The 22154-nt window shown below is 37.9% G+C and carries 17 protein-coding genes; 11 read left to right on the top strand and 6 right to left on the bottom strand.

The genetic code is table 11. The features are described 5' to 3' along the window. Window positions 1-179 precede the first annotated feature (179 nt). The 3 genes from JP39_RS00165 to JP39_RS00175 all read right to left on the bottom strand — a co-directional run bounded on the left by JP39_RS00165 (window position 180) and on the right by JP39_RS00175 (window position 3065). On the bottom strand, window positions 180-1043 hold the full coding sequence (locus tag JP39_RS00165) for an NFACT RNA binding domain-containing protein (protein WP_041499104.1): 864 nt from the start codon (window positions 1041-1043) through the stop codon (window positions 180-182). 63 nt (window positions 1044-1106) lie between these two features. Continuing rightward, the gene (locus JP39_RS00170; protein WP_041499105.1) at window positions 1107-1748 is read right to left on the bottom strand and encodes an FMN-dependent NADH-azoreductase; all 642 of its coding nucleotides are present in this window, start codon (window positions 1746-1748) and stop codon (window positions 1107-1109) included. Between the two features lie 396 nt (window positions 1749-2144). Beyond that, entirely contained in the window at window positions 2145-3065 is a 921-nt protein-coding gene (locus JP39_RS00175) for an aldo/keto reductase (protein WP_041499106.1), read from the bottom strand. 333 nt (window positions 3066-3398) lie between these two features. Here JP39_RS00175 and JP39_RS00180 point away from each other — a divergent pair, with 333 nt between their 5' ends. Then, entirely contained in the window at window positions 3399-3836 is a 438-nt protein-coding gene (locus JP39_RS00180; RefSeq protein WP_041499107.1) for a MaoC family dehydratase, read from the top strand. Between the two features lie 354 nt (window positions 3837-4190). On the opposite strand, the gene JP39_RS00185 is transcribed toward JP39_RS00180, so the two are convergent. Further along, entirely contained in the window at window positions 4191-4997 is an 807-nt protein-coding gene (locus JP39_RS00185) for an enoyl-CoA hydratase-related protein (protein ID WP_211257138.1), read from the bottom strand. Window positions 4998-5384: 387 nt separating this feature from the next. Between JP39_RS00185 and JP39_RS00190 the strand changes: the two genes are divergently transcribed. Beyond that, the gene (locus tag JP39_RS00190) at window positions 5385-6137 is read left to right on the top strand and encodes an MIP/aquaporin family protein (RefSeq protein ID WP_041499109.1); all 753 of its coding nucleotides are present in this window, start codon (window positions 5385-5387) and stop codon (window positions 6135-6137) included. A gap of 480 nt (window positions 6138-6617) precedes the next feature. Here the strand turns inward: JP39_RS00190 and JP39_RS00195 are convergent, their stop codons facing one another. Further along, window positions 6618-7340 carry an MIP/aquaporin family protein gene (locus JP39_RS00195; protein WP_041499110.1) on the bottom strand — a complete coding sequence of 241 codons (723 nt, stop codon included), beginning with the start codon at window positions 7338-7340 and terminating at the stop codon, window positions 6618-6620. Window positions 7341-7918: 578 nt separating this feature from the next. On the opposite strand from JP39_RS00195, the gene fabV reads away from it, so the two are divergent. After that, window positions 7919-9130 (top strand): enoyl-ACP reductase FabV, encoded by a 1212-nt coding sequence (gene fabV / locus JP39_RS00200; RefSeq protein ID WP_041499111.1) that lies wholly within the window; start codon window positions 7919-7921, stop codon window positions 9128-9130. Window positions 9131-9215: 85 nt separating this feature from the next. Further along, window positions 9216-10811, top strand: a complete 1596-nt coding sequence (locus tag JP39_RS00205) for an acyl CoA:acetate/3-ketoacid CoA transferase (RefSeq protein ID WP_041499112.1) — start codon at window positions 9216-9218, stop codon at window positions 10809-10811. 201 nt (window positions 10812-11012) lie between these two features. On the opposite strand, the gene JP39_RS00210 is transcribed toward JP39_RS00205, so the two are convergent. Then, window positions 11013-11927, bottom strand: coding sequence for a LysR family transcriptional regulator (locus JP39_RS00210; protein WP_041499114.1), 915 nt, complete (start codon window positions 11925-11927; stop codon window positions 11013-11015). A 194-nt stretch (window positions 11928-12121) separates the two neighbouring features. Between JP39_RS00210 and JP39_RS00215 the strand changes: the two genes are divergently transcribed. The 7 genes from JP39_RS00215 to JP39_RS00245 all read left to right on the top strand — a co-directional run bounded on the left by JP39_RS00215 (window position 12122) and on the right by JP39_RS00245 (window position 22145). Then, window positions 12122-12901: an alpha/beta fold hydrolase gene (locus JP39_RS00215; RefSeq protein WP_041499115.1), complete on the top strand. Its 780-nt coding sequence runs from the start codon at window positions 12122-12124 to the stop codon at window positions 12899-12901. Window positions 12902-13593: 692 nt separating this feature from the next. After that, entirely contained in the window at window positions 13594-14529 is a 936-nt protein-coding gene (locus tag JP39_RS00220; RefSeq protein WP_041499117.1) for a nitronate monooxygenase, read from the top strand. 132 nt (window positions 14530-14661) lie between these two features. Continuing rightward, the gene (gene glpK, locus JP39_RS00225) at window positions 14662-16161 is read left to right on the top strand and encodes a glycerol kinase GlpK (RefSeq protein ID WP_041499118.1); all 1500 of its coding nucleotides are present in this window, start codon (window positions 14662-14664) and stop codon (window positions 16159-16161) included. A gap of 57 nt (window positions 16162-16218) precedes the next feature. Beyond that, a complete protein-coding gene (locus JP39_RS00230) occupies window positions 16219-17994 on the top strand; it encodes an FAD-dependent oxidoreductase (protein WP_041499119.1) in 1776 nt (591 codons plus the stop codon). A 46-nt stretch (window positions 17995-18040) separates the two neighbouring features. After that, window positions 18041-18991, top strand: coding sequence for an FAD:protein FMN transferase (locus JP39_RS00235; RefSeq protein ID WP_041499120.1), 951 nt, complete (start codon window positions 18041-18043; stop codon window positions 18989-18991). A gap of 786 nt (window positions 18992-19777) precedes the next feature. Next, window positions 19778-20677, top strand: coding sequence for an alpha/beta hydrolase (locus tag JP39_RS00240; RefSeq protein WP_041499122.1), 900 nt, complete (start codon window positions 19778-19780; stop codon window positions 20675-20677). 19 nt (window positions 20678-20696) lie between these two features. Then, on the top strand, window positions 20697-22145 hold the full coding sequence (locus tag JP39_RS00245; protein ID WP_041499123.1) for a PTS transporter subunit EIIC: 1449 nt from the start codon (window positions 20697-20699) through the stop codon (window positions 22143-22145). The last annotated feature ends 9 nt before the right edge of the window (window positions 22146-22154 follow it).

The following is a 22154-nucleotide window of genomic DNA, read 5'->3' on the forward strand; positions in this document are numbered from 1 at the left end:
TGTTCACTATAATCATCTTCTTAAATTGATGGTGAATGGGTAAAATGCTTTTGAGTAAACTATTAATTTTCATTGAAATTATAGATCCATGCAATTGTAACAATCAATTATCAAGTATATACATAATGTTAATCTAAAAAATCATCATCTGTATTGGAACGCAGATAATGATTTTAGGGTTAACTATTTTTTTCGGCCAATTTCTCAGCCATTTCACCGTCAGGATAAACAGTCAGCGTATCTGCTTTACCGGTAAATAAAACTAATCCTGGTTTAGCACCCTTTGGTTTATGTAACTGACGAACTTTCAAAACATCAACTGGGACTTGTTTCAAACCGCGGCCCTTACTGTAATAAGCAGCTAAACTAGCCGCCTCAAGCAGTGTCTGTTCACTTGGGTTAACGCTGTGAACGACCACGTGTGATCCAGCTAATTCACTGACATGCATCCAGTAATAATCTTTTTTGGCAGTGAGTGTTAGATGGTCGTTTTGAACGCTGTTTTTACCAACTTCAACTAGAACGTTGTCGGTCGTATAGAAGCGGCGAGGGTGAGCTGGCTCAGGTGCCTTTGATGAATGTAGAACTTTAGTTTTGATAGCATCTTCATCAATTAATTGTTGCTTAACTAATTTAGCTTGTTCGGTGTCTTCGGCATCAAATGAGTGCTGACGTTGTAATTCTTGTTGTAACGCCGTTTCAGCTTTGGATAAATTGTTCTTGATTGTCTCAAGTCCACGTTTATCACGGTGATATTGGTGGAAATATTCTTCAGCGTTTTCCATGACTGATTTGTCGGTATCTAAATAAATCGTGATGTCTTTATCAGAATGGCTGTAATCTGGTAAAACCACATAGCCTTTTTGTTCATCAATTTGATTGACGTAAGTTTTTAGTAGGGTGCCTTTAACTTGTAAAATTTTGGCATCACCGACTTTTTTGATTGCTTTTTTCAGTGAAGTAATTTGTTTTTTCGTGTGGTCAATTTGCCAGGCCATAGCTTCAATAACTTCAGTAGCAGTAGATTCTTGTTCAGTTGACATTTATGGACCTCAATTCTTAACGTTGTACTTTGAGTATAGCATTAAAAAAAGAGCTCTATTTTACTAGAACTCTTTTCCGGCTAATTCTGCTTTGGCATAAGCATGATCCAAAATTTCGATAGCGTGCATCGGATCTTTGTCCATACCTTCAGCGAAGACACCTGAATAATCGTCTACGCCCATCATGTGCAACATAGTTTGTAAATATTGGTCGCCTAAATCATAAATCATTGAATCATTTTGAATTAGATTGTTATGATAGTTGCCACCACAGGACTGCAAATGAATTGCTTTCTTACCATGCAAATCCCCAACGGACAAACCATCAGAATTGTAATGGAAAGTATGTCCAATTTGCATGACCATATCGATATATCTCTTCATTTCGGCAGGGATAAAGAGATTGTACATCGGATTGACGAAAATATACTTGTCGGCGTTGACGAATTCACTGACCCACTTTTGACGTGAATAATTGAAACGCTCTTCATCGGGATCCAACTTACTTTTGGCGAGATTCTTGTTATAAATTGAAATCGCAATTTTGTCTAATTTGAAGGGCATATACTCCGAGATATTGTGGACAATAATTTCATCATCAGGATTTTTGGCAGTATATGAATTGATAAAGTGTTTATATAACTCATGTGTTGAAGAACCCTTGGCAGTTTCAGGGTGTGCATAAATTACTAGTACTTTTGGCATATTAAGGAAATCCCCTTTCTACAAATTTACTTATATTATATAACTGAATAAAAAAACAAACTCACTATTGTGTGAGTTTATTTAAAAATTTGTTGCCGCCGAAGGGTGCGAGGAAATTGAGGTTGCAGTGGGACCGGCTCGAGCCAAGGTCTCGACCCTCGCTTTTGAGCCGAAAATCACGTCTCAAAAGACGTCCTGTGATGTAAGACCGGAAAATCGCCGGCCTAACATCACTATCACGGCTACCTCATTTCCTCGCACCCTTCGGCTAGTGTGTTTGTGTACTGTATTTAATTAGCAATATTTATTTAGGATACATTGAATTATATATCGTGCATAAATAACTTAGATATTACTATTAATCAAAATAGTGAATACTCTCAGCTCTGGAGAGATCTAAGGTAAATCGTTGCCTGCTGCGAAGTATACGTCGTACCACTCTTGTTTAGTTAATTCGATATCTCCACCTTTGGCACTGTCAGCGATGTGCTCAGGATTCATTGTTCCAATGATAACTTGGATGTTAGCAGGGTGTCTTAAAATCCAGGCTGCAGCGATGGCATTCTTGCTTACGTTATATTTGTCAGCTAGTTTTTGTAAAATTTCATTTAATTCTGGGAACTTGTCATTGTTGATAAATGTTCCGGCAAACATACCGTATTGGAATGGTGACCAAGCTTGAATTGTAACGCCCATACGTCTTGAAAATTCAAGGATTCCGCCGTCGTGATTGATTGAACGTGTGTCAGTCATATTTGTGTGCATACCGAAATCGACCATACCAGTGTGCATGATGCTGAATTGAAGTTGGTTGAACATTAATCTTTGGTCAACAGCTTCTTGAACGAGTAAATATTGTTGAGGATTGAAGTTTGAAACACCAAAGTGGCGAACTTTACCAGATTTTTGAAGTTCATCGAAAGCTTCGGCAACTTCTTCTGGCTCCATCAATGGGTCAGGACGGTGTAATAGGAATGAGTCTAGGTAGTCAACGCCTAGTCGTTCCAAAGATCCGTCAACGGCATCAAGGATATGTTTTTTAGAAAAGTCATATCTTTTGCCTGAAATAATGCCACCCTTTGATTGAATGTAAAGTTTATCACGGCTAACGCTACTCTTTTTTAATGCAGCACCGAAAACTTTTTCAGAATCTCCGCCACCATAAATGTCAGCAGAATCAATAAAGTTGATACCACTGTCGTAGGCAACATCAATATCCTTGGCTGCTTGTTCTGGAGTCAGGCTGTTCATGCGCATGATACCAAGGGCTACCGCAGAAGCTTGCCAATTTGTGTCGCCAATATAAAGTTGTTTCATATAAATGTTCCTCCAATTTTTAATATATCAATTTAATTATTGGGTGTCATTCTATAGAAGTCAACCATAAAGATTGCGCTTACAATATGTATAGCTTTTGGAAAAAGCCAAAATCTTGTAAATCTTAAAATGTCGAACAAATTTTAATGAAATATGTAGGAGACATAAGATTGACTAATGTAAATTTACATAATTATGCTGAATTTTTACAGTAAAGGTATATATATTTCATTTAGTTATATAGTCTATAATTATTTTATATTTCAAATGTAAACGGTTCCAAGTTACGCTGTATGTGAAATAAGGCACATAGATTTCATATGAGGCTTTTTGATGAAAGAATATAAGATACTTTATGAAGGCGAATTAAAGGTGGGAATGAGTGGTTCAGTTTCCAAACGTATTACTGAGGAAGACGTTGAAACCTTTGCCAAAGTAACGGTCGATTATAATCCAATGCATATGGATCAAGAATTTGCCGAGAGTACACAGTTCCATAAACGTATCGCGCACGGAATGTTATCCGCCGGTATGATTTCAGCCTGTTTAGGCACAAAAATGCCTGGACCTGGGGCCATTTACTTAAATCAATCGTTGAGATTTGATAAACCAGTTTATTTCGGTGATGTACTTGTAGCAACAGTTACAGTCGAAAAGATTGACCAAAAAGCACATTTCCAAATTGCAACATTATCAACCGTTGTAACTAATCAGAATGGGGATAAAGTTACTGAAGGTGAAGCACAGATAATGCCTGCAAAGAAAGATTAGAGAGTGGAGACAGGGCGGTCAGCTCCTGAGCATTTGCGTACCTTCACGAATTATCCGCGTTTTTTGCGGATGATTTGGGAAGGTATGCAAAGCGGAAGGAGTTGCCCTGTCGGAACTCGTTTCAGAGCCACTGCATATATAAACAGAAAATAGCGCTAGTAATCAACTGAGATTACTAACGCTATTTGTATGAACACATGACAACTATATTATAGAAGAAACTGTCTTCTATATACAAGAAATTCACCAATAATTAAAGGAATTTCTTATACACGAAAGGTAATAGAGCCTACAAAAAAACAGCCCTAACAAGTGGACTGTTCTTCAGCGATAATTATATGGAGTGGAAATTTTTTATTTACCAGAGAACTTAGCGTGGCGTTTCTCAAGGAATGCGCTCATACCTTCAGTTTGATCTTCTGTAGCAAATGTTTGTGCCCACATTTGTGTTTCGAAGTCGATAGCTGTATCCAATGGTAAATCAGCGGCACGGTCAATAACATATTTAGCCATACCAACGGCAATCAAACCATTCTTCATGATTGTCTTAGCGATTTCAGTTGCTTTGTCCATCAATTCTTCAGGAGCAGCAATTTCATCAGCAATACCAACACGGTAAGCTTCATCAGCCTTGATCATTGTACCAGTAGCAATCATTTCCTTAGCTTTACCACGGCCAACAAGACGTGTTAGACGTTGTGTACCACCAAATCCAGGAACTATACCAAGAGTAACTTCTGGTTGTCCGAACTTAGCTTTTTCTGAAACAATACGCATATCACATGATGAAGCTAATTCAAGACCTCCACCTAAACAGAAACCGTTAACGGCAGCAATAGTAAATTGTTTCAAGTTTTCGATCTTGCCGAATGAATTGTGAGCTAGTTTTGAAAGTTCAGCGGCTTGAATAGGATTCATGTCTCTCATTTGAGAAATATCTGCGCCAGCAACGAATGATCTATCGCCTGAACCTGTAACGATCAATACTTTAATAGCATCTTCATTATTCTTAACAACATCTAGTGCTTCACCAATTTCTACCAATGTATCTGAGTTCAAAGCGTTTAGTGATTTTGGACGGTTAATAGATAAAGTAGCAATCCCGTCGTTAGCCTCTAGTAATACGTTTTCGAAATCTTTCATACCTGTTAATTCTGTCATGTTAGTAACTTCCCTTCAAAGTTGTTACCAGCAAGTACTTTCGAGACCAATACTAAAGGTAAATTTTGAAAATGCAAATTTACGTCCGAAATTTGGTGATTATGAATGCCGAAAGCAAGGCTTTTTCAATTTCTGAAAAATTTTTTATACCCCCAAACTTTGTGAAAATTCATCTTTTTAAGATAATGTAAACGCTATCATACAGGCGAAAATTGTGACCTATAACATATAGTTATTAAAAGCATGAATAAATATCAATATTTACGTGGCTAAATTTCTCCGTTATAGTTCAGTTTGCTAAGTTGATTACGAGGTCGTAATTCATTTAATGATTAAGGTATTGATCTATATTTTGACTTGGTAAAACTATTTTGGGGGTATTTAACAATGAGCGGAACTTGGGACGCACGCTTCGCAGCAGAGTTTTTTGGAACGATGATTTTGGTATTATTCGGAAATGGTGCAGTTGCTAACTCATTTCTTAAAGACACGACCGGTAATGGGGAAAACGGCCAAGCCAATGGTGGTTGGATCTTTATCGCCGTCGGATATGGATTAGGTGTTATGATTCCAGCAATGATGTTTGGATCAATCTCTGGTAATCATTTGAATCCAGCGATTACAATTGCACAAGCAGCCGCAGGGATTTTTCCTTGGGGTAAAGTTGCACCATATATTATTTTTCAATTTTTAGGTGCTATGGTAGGTCAACTACTAGTCTTAGTAATTTATTGGCCATACTACAAACGTACTAAAGACGAGGGTGCAATATTCGCTACATTCTCAACTGGTGATACAGCCGGTAGTACAATGAACGGTTTTTGGACTGAAGCAATTGGTACAGCAATTCTAGTATTCGCAGCTATGGGATTGTATCGTGGAATGTTCTTCAAGCAAAGTATTGATATTGCTAACATCGGTGTAGGTTTAGTTATTACAACGTTAGTTATGTCAGTCGGGGGACCAACTGGACCAGCTTTAAATCCAGCTCGTGATTTGGGACCAAGACTAGTGCATGCATTCATGCCAGTGCCAAACAAAGGATCATCAAATTGGAATTATAGTTGGGTACCAGTAGTCGCTCCAATCGTCGGAGCAATTGTCGGAATCTTTATTTATAAAGGCTTCTTCGGACTATAGACAACTAAAAAGTACCGTAGTTTAAGGGCAAGAGTAATGGAACCTGCCGTGGATTTATAACCACAGCAGTCTCCATCACTCTTGCCCTTTTTGTGTGTCGAAGTAAGCGCAGAACTATCTTTTTTTGTATTGAATTGGTGTTAATGGATCCGTGTTAGTGTAATAATTTGATGCTTGTATGTTGGGCCTTAATCGCGTGTATTAAGAGACTCTGTTATATCTAATAACAATCAAGCGTATAAATAAACTAGCCAGTGGGGTGCAAGAATTTCACCTGTAGTGAAGTGTGTTATAAGGACGTAAGTCCTTATAACACAGGACGACTTTTGAGACGCGACCCTCGGCTCAAAATCGAGGCGCGAGACCGTACTGTGGCTCGCACCGGTCCCACATCAGGTGAAAATTCTTGCACCCCACTGGCGGCAGAGACCCCAAACAAAAAAGCCGACCTTCATCTGAAGAATCGGCTTTAATCAAATATTAAGGAATCAACATATACAACCAAGCGGCAACTGCACCACCAGCTAGAGGTCCAAGAACTGGAACCCAACTGTAAGCCCAGTCTGATTCGCCTTTGTTAGCAATTGGCAAAATTTGGTGAGCAATACGTGGTCCTAAATCTCTGGCAGGGTTGATGGCATAACCGGTTGTCCCACCTAGTGAGAAACCAATTGATGTAATCAAGACACCAACTACCATTGGATTTAATCCATCTGTGAACTTTCCACGTGTAAATGCTAAAAGTGCGAAAACAAGAACTAGAGTACCAATAAATTCACTGAGAAAGTTCATTGGATAGTCACGAATTGCTGGTCCGGTAGCGAATGTACCAAGGATTGCTGCTGGATCATCAGTTTCTTTCCAATGTGGGTAGTAGTTAAGCCAAACGATTACGGCACCAACTAAACCACCTAATGTTTGAGCAATCATATATGGTACTACGTATGACCATTTGAATAATCCGGCAATTGCCATTCCCAAGGTAACTGCGGGGTTCAAGTGTGCGGGACTTAAGAATGCTGAACAATAAAAACCAAGTGTAACTGCCAATCCCCATCCAAGTGCTATGGCAATCCAACCGGCTCCTTCAGCTTTCGACTTCTTCAGTGATACGGCCGCTACAACACCATCACCAAGAATGATTAAAACCATTGTCCCAATAAATTCTCCAAGTAACTGTAGCGTTAAGCTATCATTCGTCATAATAAATCTCCTCCAATTTCACAATGATTACGCTTACATTTGAATTATACATGGCTAATAAAGGGATTACTATGCAATTCTATTGTGAAACTATTGAGAATTTATTATGGAGAGTATGACAAGATTTTATAGGTTATCGAATTTTATCTGTATATAGGAGAAAAGACAGTCTTTTATTTAAAAAGTAAGAATATTATCTAGAAAATTATCAAAAACTAGAATGGTTTTTTACTAATAGACAACAAGATATTGTAACATGCAATATCTTGTTGTCTATTTTTAGTCTAAACTGCTTCAATCGTTGGTATGACAAGATTATAACTGAATGTTATATCGCTGATAATCAAGTAATATTGGTTTGAACAATTGTAAAGGCTTACATTAGCAAGTGAAGATAGTTATTGATATCACAATGTGATGTGGCTATCGAGGTTTCGATCAAAATGAGGGAAATCATTTTAAGTTATCAAAAAACATTTGAAAACTCAAAACGCCAGCGAGTACTTTCAATCAAATGTTAAAAGATAATAATTGACTTCATTCATTCTATTAATTTGTTGATAAAGGTGGAGTTGAATATGTCAGATACAATGGTAAAAATTACTGAAAAGCTCAAGGGTAATGTTGCTCGATCAGTAAATCCAGAAGGATGCCGTCAAGAAATTCTAAATCAAATCTCCTATGTACAAGGAAAAGGTAAGTATGAAGGTGCAAAGAAGGCTTTGATTATTGGGGGATCATCTAGTTATGGACTTGCTAGTCGAATTACAACAGCTTTTGGTCAGGGAGCTGACACAATCGGAGTTTCCTTTGAACGACCACCACGCGATGAAAATATGCTCGGAACTGCCGGTTGGTATAACAACATATACTTCCGTCAAGAAGCAGAAAAAGCAGGCTTGATTGGTAAAAACTTCATTGGCGATGCTTTTGCACAAGATATGAAGGATCAAGTTATTCAATATATTAAGGATAGCTTTGGGGGAAAGATTGATCTCTTAGTATATTCTGTCGCTGCTCCAAAACGGACCAATCCTGACAATGCCGACGAAACGTGGCGTTCAGTGATTAAAACCGTTGGTAAATCAGTTACCGGTGAAAATATCAATCTAGAAGAGAATAAATTATTTGAACAAACAGTTGAACCTGCTACTGACGATGAAGTAGAAGCTACGAAACACGTCATGGGTGGCGAAGATTGGGAGATCTGGGTTGATGAGTTAAAAGCCGCCGGAGTTTTGGCTGATGGATTCAAGACAATTCTTTATTCATATATTGGACCAAAGAGTACATATGATTTCTATCATGAAGGTACTCTAGGAGCTGCAAAAGACGCAGCCGAAGCATCATCTCACAAGATTCAAGACAAGATCAAAGATATTGATGGTGAAGCTCTAATTTCCGTATCTCGTGCCGTAACTACTAAGGCATCCGTTGTTATTCCTATTTTTCCAATGTATTGTATCGCACTTTATAAGATTGAAGAAGAAACGGGAACACATGAGACACCAATCATGCACAAAGATCGTCTATTCCGTGACATGGTTTACGGAAATCGCCGTGAGACTGATGATAGAGGCCGCCTACGTCCAGATGCTTGGGAGCAACGCGAGGATATCCAGGCTAAAGTTTCTGAATTAATGAAGAAGATTACACCAGATAACTTTAACAGTTCCTTAACTGGTTACGATGAATTTAGAAGAGAATTCATGCAACTAAACGGTTTTGAAGTACCAGGGGCTGACATTGATACTGTAGATTTAGATAAATTAATGAAATTGAGACCATAATATTTTTCGAATAGCATCTTACCTATAACTTTCAAAGCAGTAGGTAGTTGTGATCGATGAGTTAGAAAAGGATGGGGTGTTTTTAATGACTGTACAATTTATTAACAGTGAAAAGGCTGCAGAGCTTATTCCTGATAATGCAACTATTGCTTTGGAAGGCTTTCTAGGCTCAGATGTTGCTGAAGAGATCCTAGAGAATATTCGTAAGAGATTTGATAAAGAGGGTCATCCTAAGGACCTAGAAGTATGGCACGCATCAGGTATTGGTGATGGTAAGGATAAAGGTACTAATAACTTTGCTGCTAAAGGTTTGTTGAAGAGATTAGTTGGTGGACATTGGGCACTAGCTCCACAACTAGAACCCTTAGTTGCAAACAATGACTTTGAGGCATATAACTTCCCTCAAGGTGTTATGTCACAAATTTTCCGTGATTCTGCTGCTCATAAGCCTATTCAAATTAGTCGAGTTGGCCTTGGAACATTCGTCGATCCAGACATCGAAGGTGGCAAGCTAAACGACGCAGCTAAAAAGACTGATTTAGTTTCAAAGATGAAGATTAAGGGTGAAGATTACTTAGCATATGATGTTCCAAAGCCAAATGTTGCCATTTTACGTGGAACATATGCTGATGAGGATGGTAATATCACTTTCGATGACGAACCATTGACTCTTGAATCAACATCAATCGCTATGGCTGCTCACAATAACGGTGGTAAAGTCTTTGTTCAAGTAAAGAGAATTTTGAAGAAGGGTTCAATGAAACCTAAGGATATCAGAATCCCTGGACTATTGGTCGATTACGTTGTTGAAACAAGCAATGAATTGATGACAAGACAAAGTACTGACACACAATTCAATCCAGATTACGTTAACCAAGCCGTTGTTAAAGCAGCTGGCGCAATTAACGTGCCACTAGATGCTAAGAAAGTTATCGCTAGACGTGCTGCCATGTACAAGAATGAAAATGACAACATTGTTAACTATGGTATTGGTAAATATCCAGAAACAGTTTCTTTGATTTTGAAAGAAGAAGGAGCTGCTGAAAACGTTACGACAACTGTTGAACCCGGAACATTTGGTGGTGTTCCTATGGGTGGTGGTGACTTCGGTTGTGCTATTTCACCTGAATCAACAATTGATCAACCATACATGTTTGATTTCTATGATGGTGGTGGTATCGATATTACATTCTTAGGACTTGCTGAATTGGATAAACTTGGTAACATCAACGTTTCTAAGTTTGGACCTAAGATTGCTGGTACTGGTGGTTTCGTTAATATTACACAAAACACACCAACCGTTGTCTTTACCGGAACATTTACTGCCGGTGGTCTAAAGGAAGAAGTTAAGGATGGCAAGCTAAACATTCTTCAAGAAGGTAAGTTTAATAAACTTGTTGAAAATGTTGAACAAATTACCTTCTCAGGCCCTGTTTCACATGAAAACAAACAAAATGTCTACTATATTACAGAACGTGCTGTCTTCCAGTTGGTTGATGGTGGTATTGAGTTGATTGAAATTGCACCTGGTATGGATCTACAAAAGGATATCCTTGATCACATGGACTTTAAGCCAGAAATTAGTGATGACTTACGTTACATGGATCCTCGTATCTTTGAAGAACCATTAATGGGCAATGTCACAAACCAACCAGGTGAAAAAGTAGCATTGACTGTTTAATATCCTGGCATGGAATTAATAATATAAATGCAAACTGATCAAATTGATTTTTCTGCCAGAACAAAAAATGTCTAATTCACTTGTGTGAGTTGGACATTTTTATTTTTCTTAGATTCCCCTTTTGGCTAGAATATTTTTGCATATATATAAGAAAAAATCTCCAGCATTGAGAATTAGTTCTCAATATTGGAGATAGTATGTTTAGTCATTGATATGGTCTTTGTGTTCTTTGAAGTAATTTATGAACCAATCTTCTGTGTATTTCACAACGGCATTTTGATAAACGTCTTTGATGCTACACATGCTGATTGTCCATGGGAAGTTTGGATCAATATCACGATGTTCGATGTTAGTTCCGGAATAATTTCCACCGATTGGTGAAGCTATGATTCCAACAGCATCGTCCATTTCGGAGCAGATGTTTAAAATTAAATCCCATGAACTTGTTTTGAAGAAATAGTTGGGATGTAAATCGTTACGATTGAACCTTTGGTTTATTTGGTAAGTGACCATGAAACTATCATCTAAAGTAACTATTTTTTCTTTGGCCACTTCTTTGAAAGGAATAGGTCCTTTGAAATTATGAAAACGATGATTTTTGTTGAACCAGACGGCAACTGAGTCGTCATAGATTTTCTTTTCTTGAACGGATGGGTAGGTGGCTGGTGAAACTAGCACTGCCAGATCGATTTCTTGTAGGATTAACTTCTTTTGCAGTTCATAAGCACCTTTTTCGACTATTTGTAAGTCAATTTTGGGATTTTCCTGAATGAATTTGGGAATGGCTCGATTGAAGACAGTAGAAATGATGACTGGTGCGATACCGAGTTTGACAGTTCCGGTTTTATCATCAGCGCGGTCGTGAATACTTTTGATTAAATCATCGTAATCTCTACTGATAGTTCGACCGTGTGAGATTAGATCCTCACCAGTGGAGGTCAATCCGGTAATCCTACCTTTACCACGAGTGAATATTTGGATTTGCTCAACATTTTCCAACTCGCTGATAAGCTTACTCAGTGCGGGTTGCGAGACATTTAGGACCCGTGAACTCTTTGTGAGATTAAAATCGTTGTCGACGATAGTTATTAAATATTGGATTTGATGTATATCCATAATTACTTTTCCCCTTTCAAAAGGCAACAGTAGCAAGTGGTATAGATGTGTAACCGCTTACAATGAATGTTGCAGTAATATAACGAAAATTTATAGTAGTGGCCACATACGAAAAACTAAATCAATCATTAACTAAAGGCCGTACAGAAGTACGAAACAACCTAAAATTTTAAGAAAGTATTGAGGTACTAACCATGCAATTTATCACAAGTGATGATGTAAGACTGGAATATGATGACGTCGGCCAAGGAGAACCTATTTTAATTATGACTGGTTACGCTGGCTATAAGGAAATTTGGCGTTCACAAGTTGAACTCCTGAGCCAACATTATCGAGTTATTAATTTAGATAGGAGAAATCACGGTCGTTCGGAAACTACAACTAAAGGATTACGAATGAGCCGCCAAGGAAAAGATGTTGCTGAGTTATTAGATTATTTGAAAATAAATAAGATCAGTATGATGGGTAATTCTATGGGTGCAGCAACTATCTGGGCATATTGTTCCTTATATGGGGATGATCGGATTAATAAAATAATCAGTGTTGATCAATCACCCAAGATGATTTCTGATGAAACTTGGCCATATGGTCTATTGGATTTGAACTGGAATAATTTTCCTGAGGAAGCGGAACAGATGTATCACGTTCACACGACCTATCGCAATATTGATGATGAAACATATAAATTGGTCAAGACAGTTCAAGGTGGAAAGAAATTCGATTACGAATTGAACCGACCTTTACTATTTGATCATGCTTTTCAAGATTGGCGCGATGTAATTAAAACTTTGAAAGTTCCAGTTCTCTTTCTATCTGGAAAAGAAAGTCCATTCTGGTCTTCTGAGCATGCGACAGCCTCAGCTAAGTTATGTGAAAACGGCAAGGCTATCATTGTTCCTGATTCTGGGCACATAATTATGTCCGAGCAACAGGAATTGTTCAATACCATCATGATGGATTTCTTGCAATCATGATTAATGAAAACGTTATAAATACGTTCAAACTACTATATCTAAATTATACGATTTTTTGCGTTCAATGCGAGAACCGTTATTTGATAATTTAAAAGCTTATATTTTGAACACCATAGCTAAATAGTGAAACCGTTTAAATTAGCACTATTTTGAGCCAATAAGTAGGCTATATAAGGCCAATAACCTTTGGTTATGAAAATATGGTCGATAATCTCTAATTATTTTTCTAAAAACTGCGTTAAACTAGCTAAAACAATAATCAACAAGTAAATGGCGAAAAAAGTCTTTACTGTTTATCATAATAACCATAAATATAGGTTATATAGCAATATATCGTTGATATAACAGCGATTAGGGGACTTTTTTAGATCGAAAATAGCCCCAAAAGTAGAAAACGCTTACAGAAGTCATTTTCGCAAAATGCCGACAAAACAGCATTTCTGATTATTTAATAATTAGTAAAAAATTGAACGCAATTTGCAATTATTGAGAACGATTGTAATATAAATTGTAGGAGCGCTCGAGAGATAAAGAAATGTTTTTCATAAGTAAACGATTGCAAAAATAAATTTATTGCAAATCAAGATCGATTTTCAATATTTAGCCTAGGTAAATGAAAATTGATTTTTAACCTATGACTTACATTTATGGATTTGTTTTTCACACTTAACTTTCTATTGGAGGATTTAATTATGAATAAAGTATGTGAACTTTTAGGAATCAAGTACCCAGTTGTTCAAGGAGCTATGCAAGAAGTTGCTACTGCTGAATTAGCAGCCGCCGTATCAAATGGTGGTGGACTTGGAATTATCGCTGCTGGTGGTAAGACAGCTGACCAAGTAAGAGAAGAAATTCAAAAAGCTAAGAAACTAACAAAGAACACATTTGCTGTTAACTTGATGTTGATGGATCCTAACACACCAGAAGTTGTTAAAGTTGTTATCGATGAAGGCGTTAAAGTTGTTACAACTGGTGCCGGTACACCTAAACCTTACATGAAAGATTTGAAGGCTGCTGGAATCAAAGTTTGTCCTGTTATTCCTAACGTTAAGATTGCTAAGAAGATGGAAGAAATGGGTGCCGATGCCGTTATTGCCGAAGGTATGGAAGGTGGAGGACACATTGGTGTTCTAACATCACAAACTCTATGGCCACAAATTGCTGATGCTGTTTCAATTCCTCTAATCGCTGCTGGTGGTGTTGGTGACGGACGTGGTGTTGTAAATGCCTTTGTTGCCGGTGCACAAGCCGTACAATGTGGAACAATCTTCTCAATCGCTAAGGAAAGTCCTGTTGGAGATAACTGGAGAAAGTTAGTTATCGATGCTACTGATACTTCAACAATCGTTGCTGGTGCAACAATCAAAGATGCTTCACGTATCATCAAGAACAACATTGCTAACAAGTTGACAGAACTTGAATTAGATCAAGTATCACGTGACGAATTCAACTCAGTTATGAACGAAGGATTAAGAAATGCCGTTCAAAAAGATGATGTTGATGATGGACTAGTATTTAGTGGTCAAGTTTCAGGTCTAATCAAAGAATCATTACCAGCTGGAGAAATCGTTAAGAAGTTAATGGATGAAGCACAAGAAGTTCTTAACAAAAAAATTGAATTGGTATAGGGATACCAACAAAGATTTATGTTAGGAGTTAATAAAAGTTAACTTAGTATTTGTCGCCAAGGGATGGTGGCAATCGTGGGACTACTAAGCTAGTCACACCTCTTTCGTAAATCCAGATATGGAGAGGTTAAAATGACAGAAAAAAAATATATTTTATCAATTGATGAGGGTACGACAAGTACTAGAGCAGTTATCTTTGATCATGATGGGAAAAAGATGATTGATTCTCAAAAGGAATTTACACAGTATTTTCCTGAACCAGGTTGGGTAGAACATGATGCCAATGAGATTTGGAATTGTGTTTTATCAACTATCGCTGATGCTTTTATTGAATCAGGTATTAAACCTAGTCAAATAAGCGGTATCGGTATTACTAATCAACGTGAAACATCAATTATTTGGGATAAAGAGACGGGCTTACCAATTTATAACGCTGTTGTTTGGCAATCACGTCAAAGTTCTAAAATTGCTGATCAGTTGATTGGCAAAGGTTACAAGGATCAAATTCATGAGAAGACAGGCTTGATTATTGATGCTTACTTCTCAGCAACAAAGATTCGTTGGATTTTGGATCAAGTTCCCGGAGCTCAGGAGAGAGCTGAAAAAGGTGAGTTATTATTCGGAACTATCGATACATGGTTAGTTTGGAAACTCACTGGTGGGAAACAACATGTAACGGATTACTCAAATGCTAGTCGTACGATGTTATTTAATATTCACGATTTGGACTGGGACGAAGACATTTTGAAGATGTTAAACATTCCGAAGGTTATGCTCCCAGAAGTCAAATCAAATTCAGAAATTTATGGACACACAGCAAACTATCACTTTTATGGTAGTGAAGTTCCAATCTCAGGTATGGCCGGAGATCAACAAGCTTCATTATTTGGACAATTAGCTTTCGAACCAGGTATGGTTAAAAATACTTACGGTACAGGTGCCTTTGTTGTTATGAATACCGGTGATACTCCAAAATTATCAGCTAACAACTTACTAACAACAATTGGTTACTGTGTCGATGGCAAGATGAACTATGCGCTTGAAGGAAGTATTTATGTAGCTGGATCAGCCATTCAATGGTTGCGAGACGGAATGCGTTTATTCGAACATGCTTCAGAATCACAAGCCGCTGCTGAAAAATCAGATAATGACAATGAAGTTTATGTAGTACCAGCCTTTACCGGTTTAGGCGCTCCATATTGGGACTCAAACGTCAGAGGTGCTGTCTTTGGATTAACTCGTGGTACAACACGTGAAGACTTCATTAAAGCAACTCTACAATCCTTGGCTTATCAAAGTCGTGATGTCATTGATACGATGAAGATTGATTCGGGTATTGATATTGCTAAATTGAAAGTTGATGGTGGGGCAGCAAATAATGATTATTTGATGCAATTCCAAGCAGATATTCTAAATACTGAAATCGATCGTTCAGCCAATCTTGAAACAACCGCTCTTGGTGCAGCCTTCTTAGCCGGATTGAGTGTTGGTTATTGGAAGAATATCGATGAATTAAAGACAATTCATTCTCCAGGTAAAATTTTCAAACCAGCTATGGGTGCTGACGAACGTGAACACCTATACACAGGCTGGCAAAGTGCTATTAAGTCAGCACAAAGTTTCAAAAATTAGAATGCAGTCAAGATAATCAAATTGGTTATCTATTGCGTAGTAACGAGGGACGAACTTATGACATTTTCAATTAAGAGTAGAGCAGAAGAAATAAAAAAATTAAAAACTAGAAGACTTGATTTATTAATCGTTGGTGGTGGTATTACCGGAGCAGGTGTTGCTCTACAAGCTAGCGCTGCTGGTATGAGAACAGCCTTGATCGATATGCAAGACTTTGGAGCTGGGACTTCATCGAGATCGACACGACTAGTTCACGGTGGTATTAGATACCTTAAGAACTTTGATGTTGAGGTTGTCTCTGAGACGGTTCAAGAACGTGCAATTATTCAACATGTCGCACCGCACGTAACAAGACCAGATCCAATGTTGCTACCAATTTATGACGAACCAGATACAACGTTCTCAATGTTCTCAGTTAAAGTTGCCATGGATCTATATGATCACTTGGCCGGCATTAACAAATCAGAACACTTGAAACAATACGCTAACTATACTTTGAACAAAGAACAAGTTTTGGAGCTAGAACCACAATTGAATCCAGAAAACTTAGCTGGTGGTGGGATTTATCTCGATTATTTGAACAATGACTCACGTTTAGTTATCGAGAACATTAAGAAGGCTCATGATTTAGGCGGCTTGATGGTAAGTCGTTTGAAGGCTGTCAAAGTTCTTCACAACCAATTTGGCAATGCATGTGGGATGACTGTCAAAGATATGATTACTGGCGAAGAATTTGATATCAAAGCCAAAATTGTTCTTAATGCTTCAGGTCCATGGTCAGACTTTGTTAAAGACTTGGACGAAAAACATGATCAAGCTAAGACACAAATGCGTCCTACCAAGGGTGTTCACTTAGTTGTTGATCAATCAAGATTGAACGTTCCAAAGCCAACATACTTCGGTTCAGGTACAAATGATGGTCGTATGATCTTTACAATTCCAAGAGATGGTAAGACATACTTCGGTACAACTGATACTGACTTTAAGGGTGATTTAACACATCCTAGGGTTGAACAAAGCGATGTTGACTACTTGTTAAGAATCATCAACAAGAAGTACCCAGAAGCTCATATTACACTTGACGATGTTGAATCAAGTTGGGCTGGTGTAAGACCTCTTGTTGCCGAAGAACCTGCTCCGGTAAATGAAAAAGCAGAAGAAAAACCAGATGTAGTTTCAGGTGCCAGTGATTCTGGTAGCCACAAACTAACAGCCTCACAAGTATCTAGAGGTAGTTCATTGAAACGCGCTGACGACGGCTTAATTACTTTAGCTGGTGGTAAATTAACTGACTATCGTAAGATGGCTGACGGTGCTATGAAGATGATCATCGAAATTATGAATACACAATATGCACGCGACTACAAACCAGTGGATTCAGCAAATATCAAAGTTTCTGGTGGGGACTTTGACTCAGATCACGCTGAAGATGCACTTAAGAACTATGCCAAAGAAGCAGTTGCTGCAGGAGTTGATCCTGTTGGTGCTGAAAAGATGGCTAACATCTTTGGTTCAAACATGGAACAAATCCTTGCTGATGCCAAGAATGTTAAATTAGCTCCAGGTTTGAACTTAGCTGAAACTTTGAGCTTGCACTATTCAATGGAAAATGAAATGGCTATGACTCCAGAAGATTATCTATTCCGTCGTACAAATAACCTATTATTCAACCACGATGAAATTAAGAATATTGAAGCCGGTGTTATTAGTGAAATGGCTGACTACTATGACTGGTCAGATGACGAAATTCAAGCTTATACCAAAGCAACTGATGAATTGATCAGCGAAGCTTCATTGGATTACTTGAAGAACGCTTCTACTGTTAAAGAATAGCCAAGGCCATTTCAAGTAGAAAATCTTAGTCATTGGGAGTTTTATTATGACAAATTTTACTAATACCTATCATGCATTAGGTACAGAAATTAAGTTAACAGTGTTTCAGGAAGAGCAAGTACCAGCTCTTGATAAGGCCAATGATTTAGTTCAATGTTGTGAGGATCTTTTAACAGTTAATCGCACAGAATCAGAAATTATGTCGATAAATCATGCCTCAGGTAAAGGTGCTGTTTCAGTATCTGAAATAAGTTATGACATAGTTAAAAGGGCCGTACAAGTTAGCCAAGAAAATCATGGTTTTAACGCAGCTATTGGGCCATTAGTAAAATTGTGGCATATAGGATTCTCCGATGCTGAGATTCCTAGCGACCAAGAAATTACTCACACCTTAAGATTGACGAATCCCAGACGTATTATGCTGAATGATAAAGAGAGATCAGTCTTTCTATTAGATGAGGGAATGGAATTAGATTTGGGTGGTATAGCAAAAGGCTATATTGCAGATGCCATTAAGAGATTGTGGCATGAACTGGGAGTTGATCAAGGAATTATAAATTTGGGCGGAAATGTTCTGCTGGTAGGTCACAGTATTCATGATGATGGTCTTTGGAAAGTCGGTGTTCAGTCTCCCTTTGATATGAGAAATGAACCAATTGGAATTTTAGAGATACCAGATTATTCAATAGTTACCTCTGGAATTTATGAAAGATTTTTGAATAAAGATGGGCACAGCTACCACCACATTATGGATCCGAAGACGGGGTACCCAGTAGAAACCGATTTATTGGGAGTTACTGTTGTTAGTCCTAAATCGATCGACGGGGAAATTTGGTCCAGTTTAGGATTTTATAACGATTATGAAGGAACTGTAAAACTATTAAATGATGATTCAATCGGATTGATCTTTGTTTATAAAGATATGACTGTACGCTTAACGGATAATCTTCGCGACAAGTTTCAAATTACCGATTCAGTCTTTAAAGTAGTTCAATAAAAAAATTCGATGAGATTGTACTTCTACGGAATGCAATTCATCGATTTTTTTTGTATTGAAGGATGCCGTTTCCAGAGCTGAGAGTATTCATCTGCTGCGCGGCACGGCTCGAGCCAACGTGCGGTCTCGAACCTCGGTTGAAGCCTTTCCAAAAGCCGGAAAGTCTCCAACTCGTCCGGTGGTGTAATTGCTAAAGCAATAACGCCACTTTCGCGGCTGATGAATACTCTCAGCTCTTCCAACTAGATTATTTTTTTAATGGAGGTAATGATCTAATCAAAATTTCTGATTATTACATACATAGTAACTATTTACTATTGGACTTGTTTTTACTCGAGGCATTTCTAATTTAATAGAATAATTATTAAGAATCCGAGATAAATTACGTTGATAATCCGAGTTATTTTTAAATTTTATTTTCAGATAAAACATACTTTAGCTGGAGATTGGTAGTGATTTTCACCAGCTATGGGTGTGGCGTTATGGCTTTAGCCATTACACCACGGGGCGACTTTTGAGACGTGGTTTTCGGCTTAAAAGCGAGGTGCGAGACCTTGGCTCGCACCGGTCCCCATAGCAGGCGAAAAATCACTGCCAATCGGAAGCGGCAATGGTCTATATAGATGTAAGAAAACAACAGATTTTATGTAAAAAGCATAAAATAATATTCCAAATATGAAATATTATTTTATAAATATTATTTTTCACCGTGTATTATTGAAATTTTGTTCAAAAGTTGTATCATCATAAATGTAAACGATTACAAGAAATTCGGGGGTAAGAAATATGAAATCATATGTTAAAAGATTTTTAGTTATTTTATCCGGCATCGTAGGGATGTTGGGAATAGCTACGTTTACGGCTACAAATGTGCAAGCTGCTGCAGCTAAGGTTTCACCTATCAGTACAGTAACGACCACCACAATGTATTCTAAAAAAATGCATTTGGATTGGAATTACGATGTTTATTTACCTGCTGGATATAATCCTAGTGCCAATAAGAGATATCCAGTGCTTTACATGATGCATGGATTATACGGAAATCATAGAAATTTACTCGAGAGATTTAACTCTCAACAAATGCTTGATGGTGCGATGAAACGTAATAACAGTAAAGCAATTGTCGTCTTTGTCGATGGTTTCAATAGTTTTTACGTTAACCAAAAGGGCGGACTTCAAGTTGAAAGTGCTTTGATGAAGGATTTGGTTCCAAAGATCAATTCAACATACAAAGTTTCTAAATCAAGAAGTGATCACGCTGTCGGTGGTGTCTCAATGGGTGGCTACGCAGCTGCTAGATTGTCATTGAAGTATTCAAACTACTTCTCAAAAGCTATCATGGTTTCACCTTCTGTTTGGTACAAGTTGCCTAAGGATAATTTGATCAGACAAAACATGCACGCCTTTACTAATGGCAAGACTCACTGGTCAGACAAGGTTTATAACAGTTTATTCCCTACACAATATATCAACAACAAGACTAAACCAGTTAAGTTCTATATCGAAACAACTTCTGGAGATACAACCGTTCCTATCAAAGATGTCAATCATTTCGTGAAAGACGTTAAGAAGGACACAAATAAAGTCTCAATCAAATATGTCAAAGATACTGGCGACAACCATAACTGGGCATACTGGACTAAGGCTACTCCAAAAGCATATAACTGGTTGATGAATGAATTTTAAATAGGGGGAGGAAACAAACATGAACAATAAAGATATTGCTAACGAAATATTAAAAAATGTTGGTGGCAAAGAAAACGTTACTGCTAATGTTGCATGTATGACTAGATTAAGACTAGGCATTAAAGACAATGATAAAGTTAATGTTGATGCCCTAAAGAGGGTTGACGGCGTGTTGGCTGTTGTTCAAGCTGATACATTACAAGTTGTCTTAGGTCCCGGAAAAGTTAACAAAATTGCAGAACCATTCGCTGATTTAACAGGGGTTCCTCTTGGCAGTGATTCTGATGATAGCGACGTAGCTGAAGATAGTAATCGTGGCGAAGATATCAAAGAAATTGCTAAAGAAAATAAGAAAGTTAATAAAGCTAAACATGATAAACCATTGCAACGTGGTCTACAACACATTGCCAACGTCTTTATCCCATTGCTTCCTGGTATTATCGCTGCTGGATTGATCAATGGTCTAGCTAACGTTATTGATTATCAAACTGGTCAAGCTTTTGTAACTGACTGGTGGTACATGACTATTAAGACTTTAGGCTGGGGCTTGTTCACATTCCTACCTATCTTTGTTGGTATGAATGCGGCTCGTGAGTTTAAAGGTAGTGCCATTCTTGGTGGTATTGGTGGAACGCTTTGCTTAGGTGTTACTGTTACAGGTTCACCATTGAGTTCACAAGCTATCTCAATGCCATTTACACACGCACCATTTACTGTTGGTGTCGGTGGTTTGATTACTGCTTTACTAATGGGTATCTTCTTTGCCTTCTTGGAAAGAAATTTCCGCAAGATTATGCCTAGTGTTCTAGATACATTCTTCACCCCATTATTGACCGTTATCGTTGGTTCATTGATTGCTGTTGTCTTCCTACAACCTGCTGGTGCTTGGTTAACAACTGCTATCTATGTCGTAATGGATTTCGTTTATACAAAGTTGAGTGTCTTTGGTGGATTTATTCTATCATCAACATTCTTGGCTTTAGTATCTGTTGGATTGCACCAAGCTTTAACTCCTATTCACGTTTTGCTAAACGATCCTGCTGGTCCTACACATGGTATTAACTACTTGTTACCAATCTTAATGATGGCCGGTGGTGGTCAAGTTGGTGCTGGATTTGCACTTTACTTCAAATCAAAGAACAAACGTTTTAAGAAAATGGTTATGAGTTCAATTCCTGTTGCTATCTTGGGTGTTGGTGAACCATTGATGTATGCCGTTACCTTGCCACTTGGTAGAGCCTTTATTACTGCCAGTATCGGTGCTGGTTTCGGTGGTGTCGTTGCTTCACTATTCCACTTGGGTGCTGTTTCTCAAGGTGTTTCCGGATTGTTCGGACTCTTGATTATGCAACCAGGTCAACAATTTACATACTTATTGGCACTACTAGTTGCCTATGTGGGTGGCTTTATCGTTACATGGTTCTTCGGTGTCGATGAGAACAGAATTGACGAAATTTATCCAGAATAAAGGAGTTTA

This window comes from Companilactobacillus heilongjiangensis, assembly GCF_000831645.3.
Taxonomy (GTDB): Bacteria; Bacillota; Bacilli; order Lactobacillales; family Lactobacillaceae; genus Companilactobacillus; species Companilactobacillus heilongjiangensis.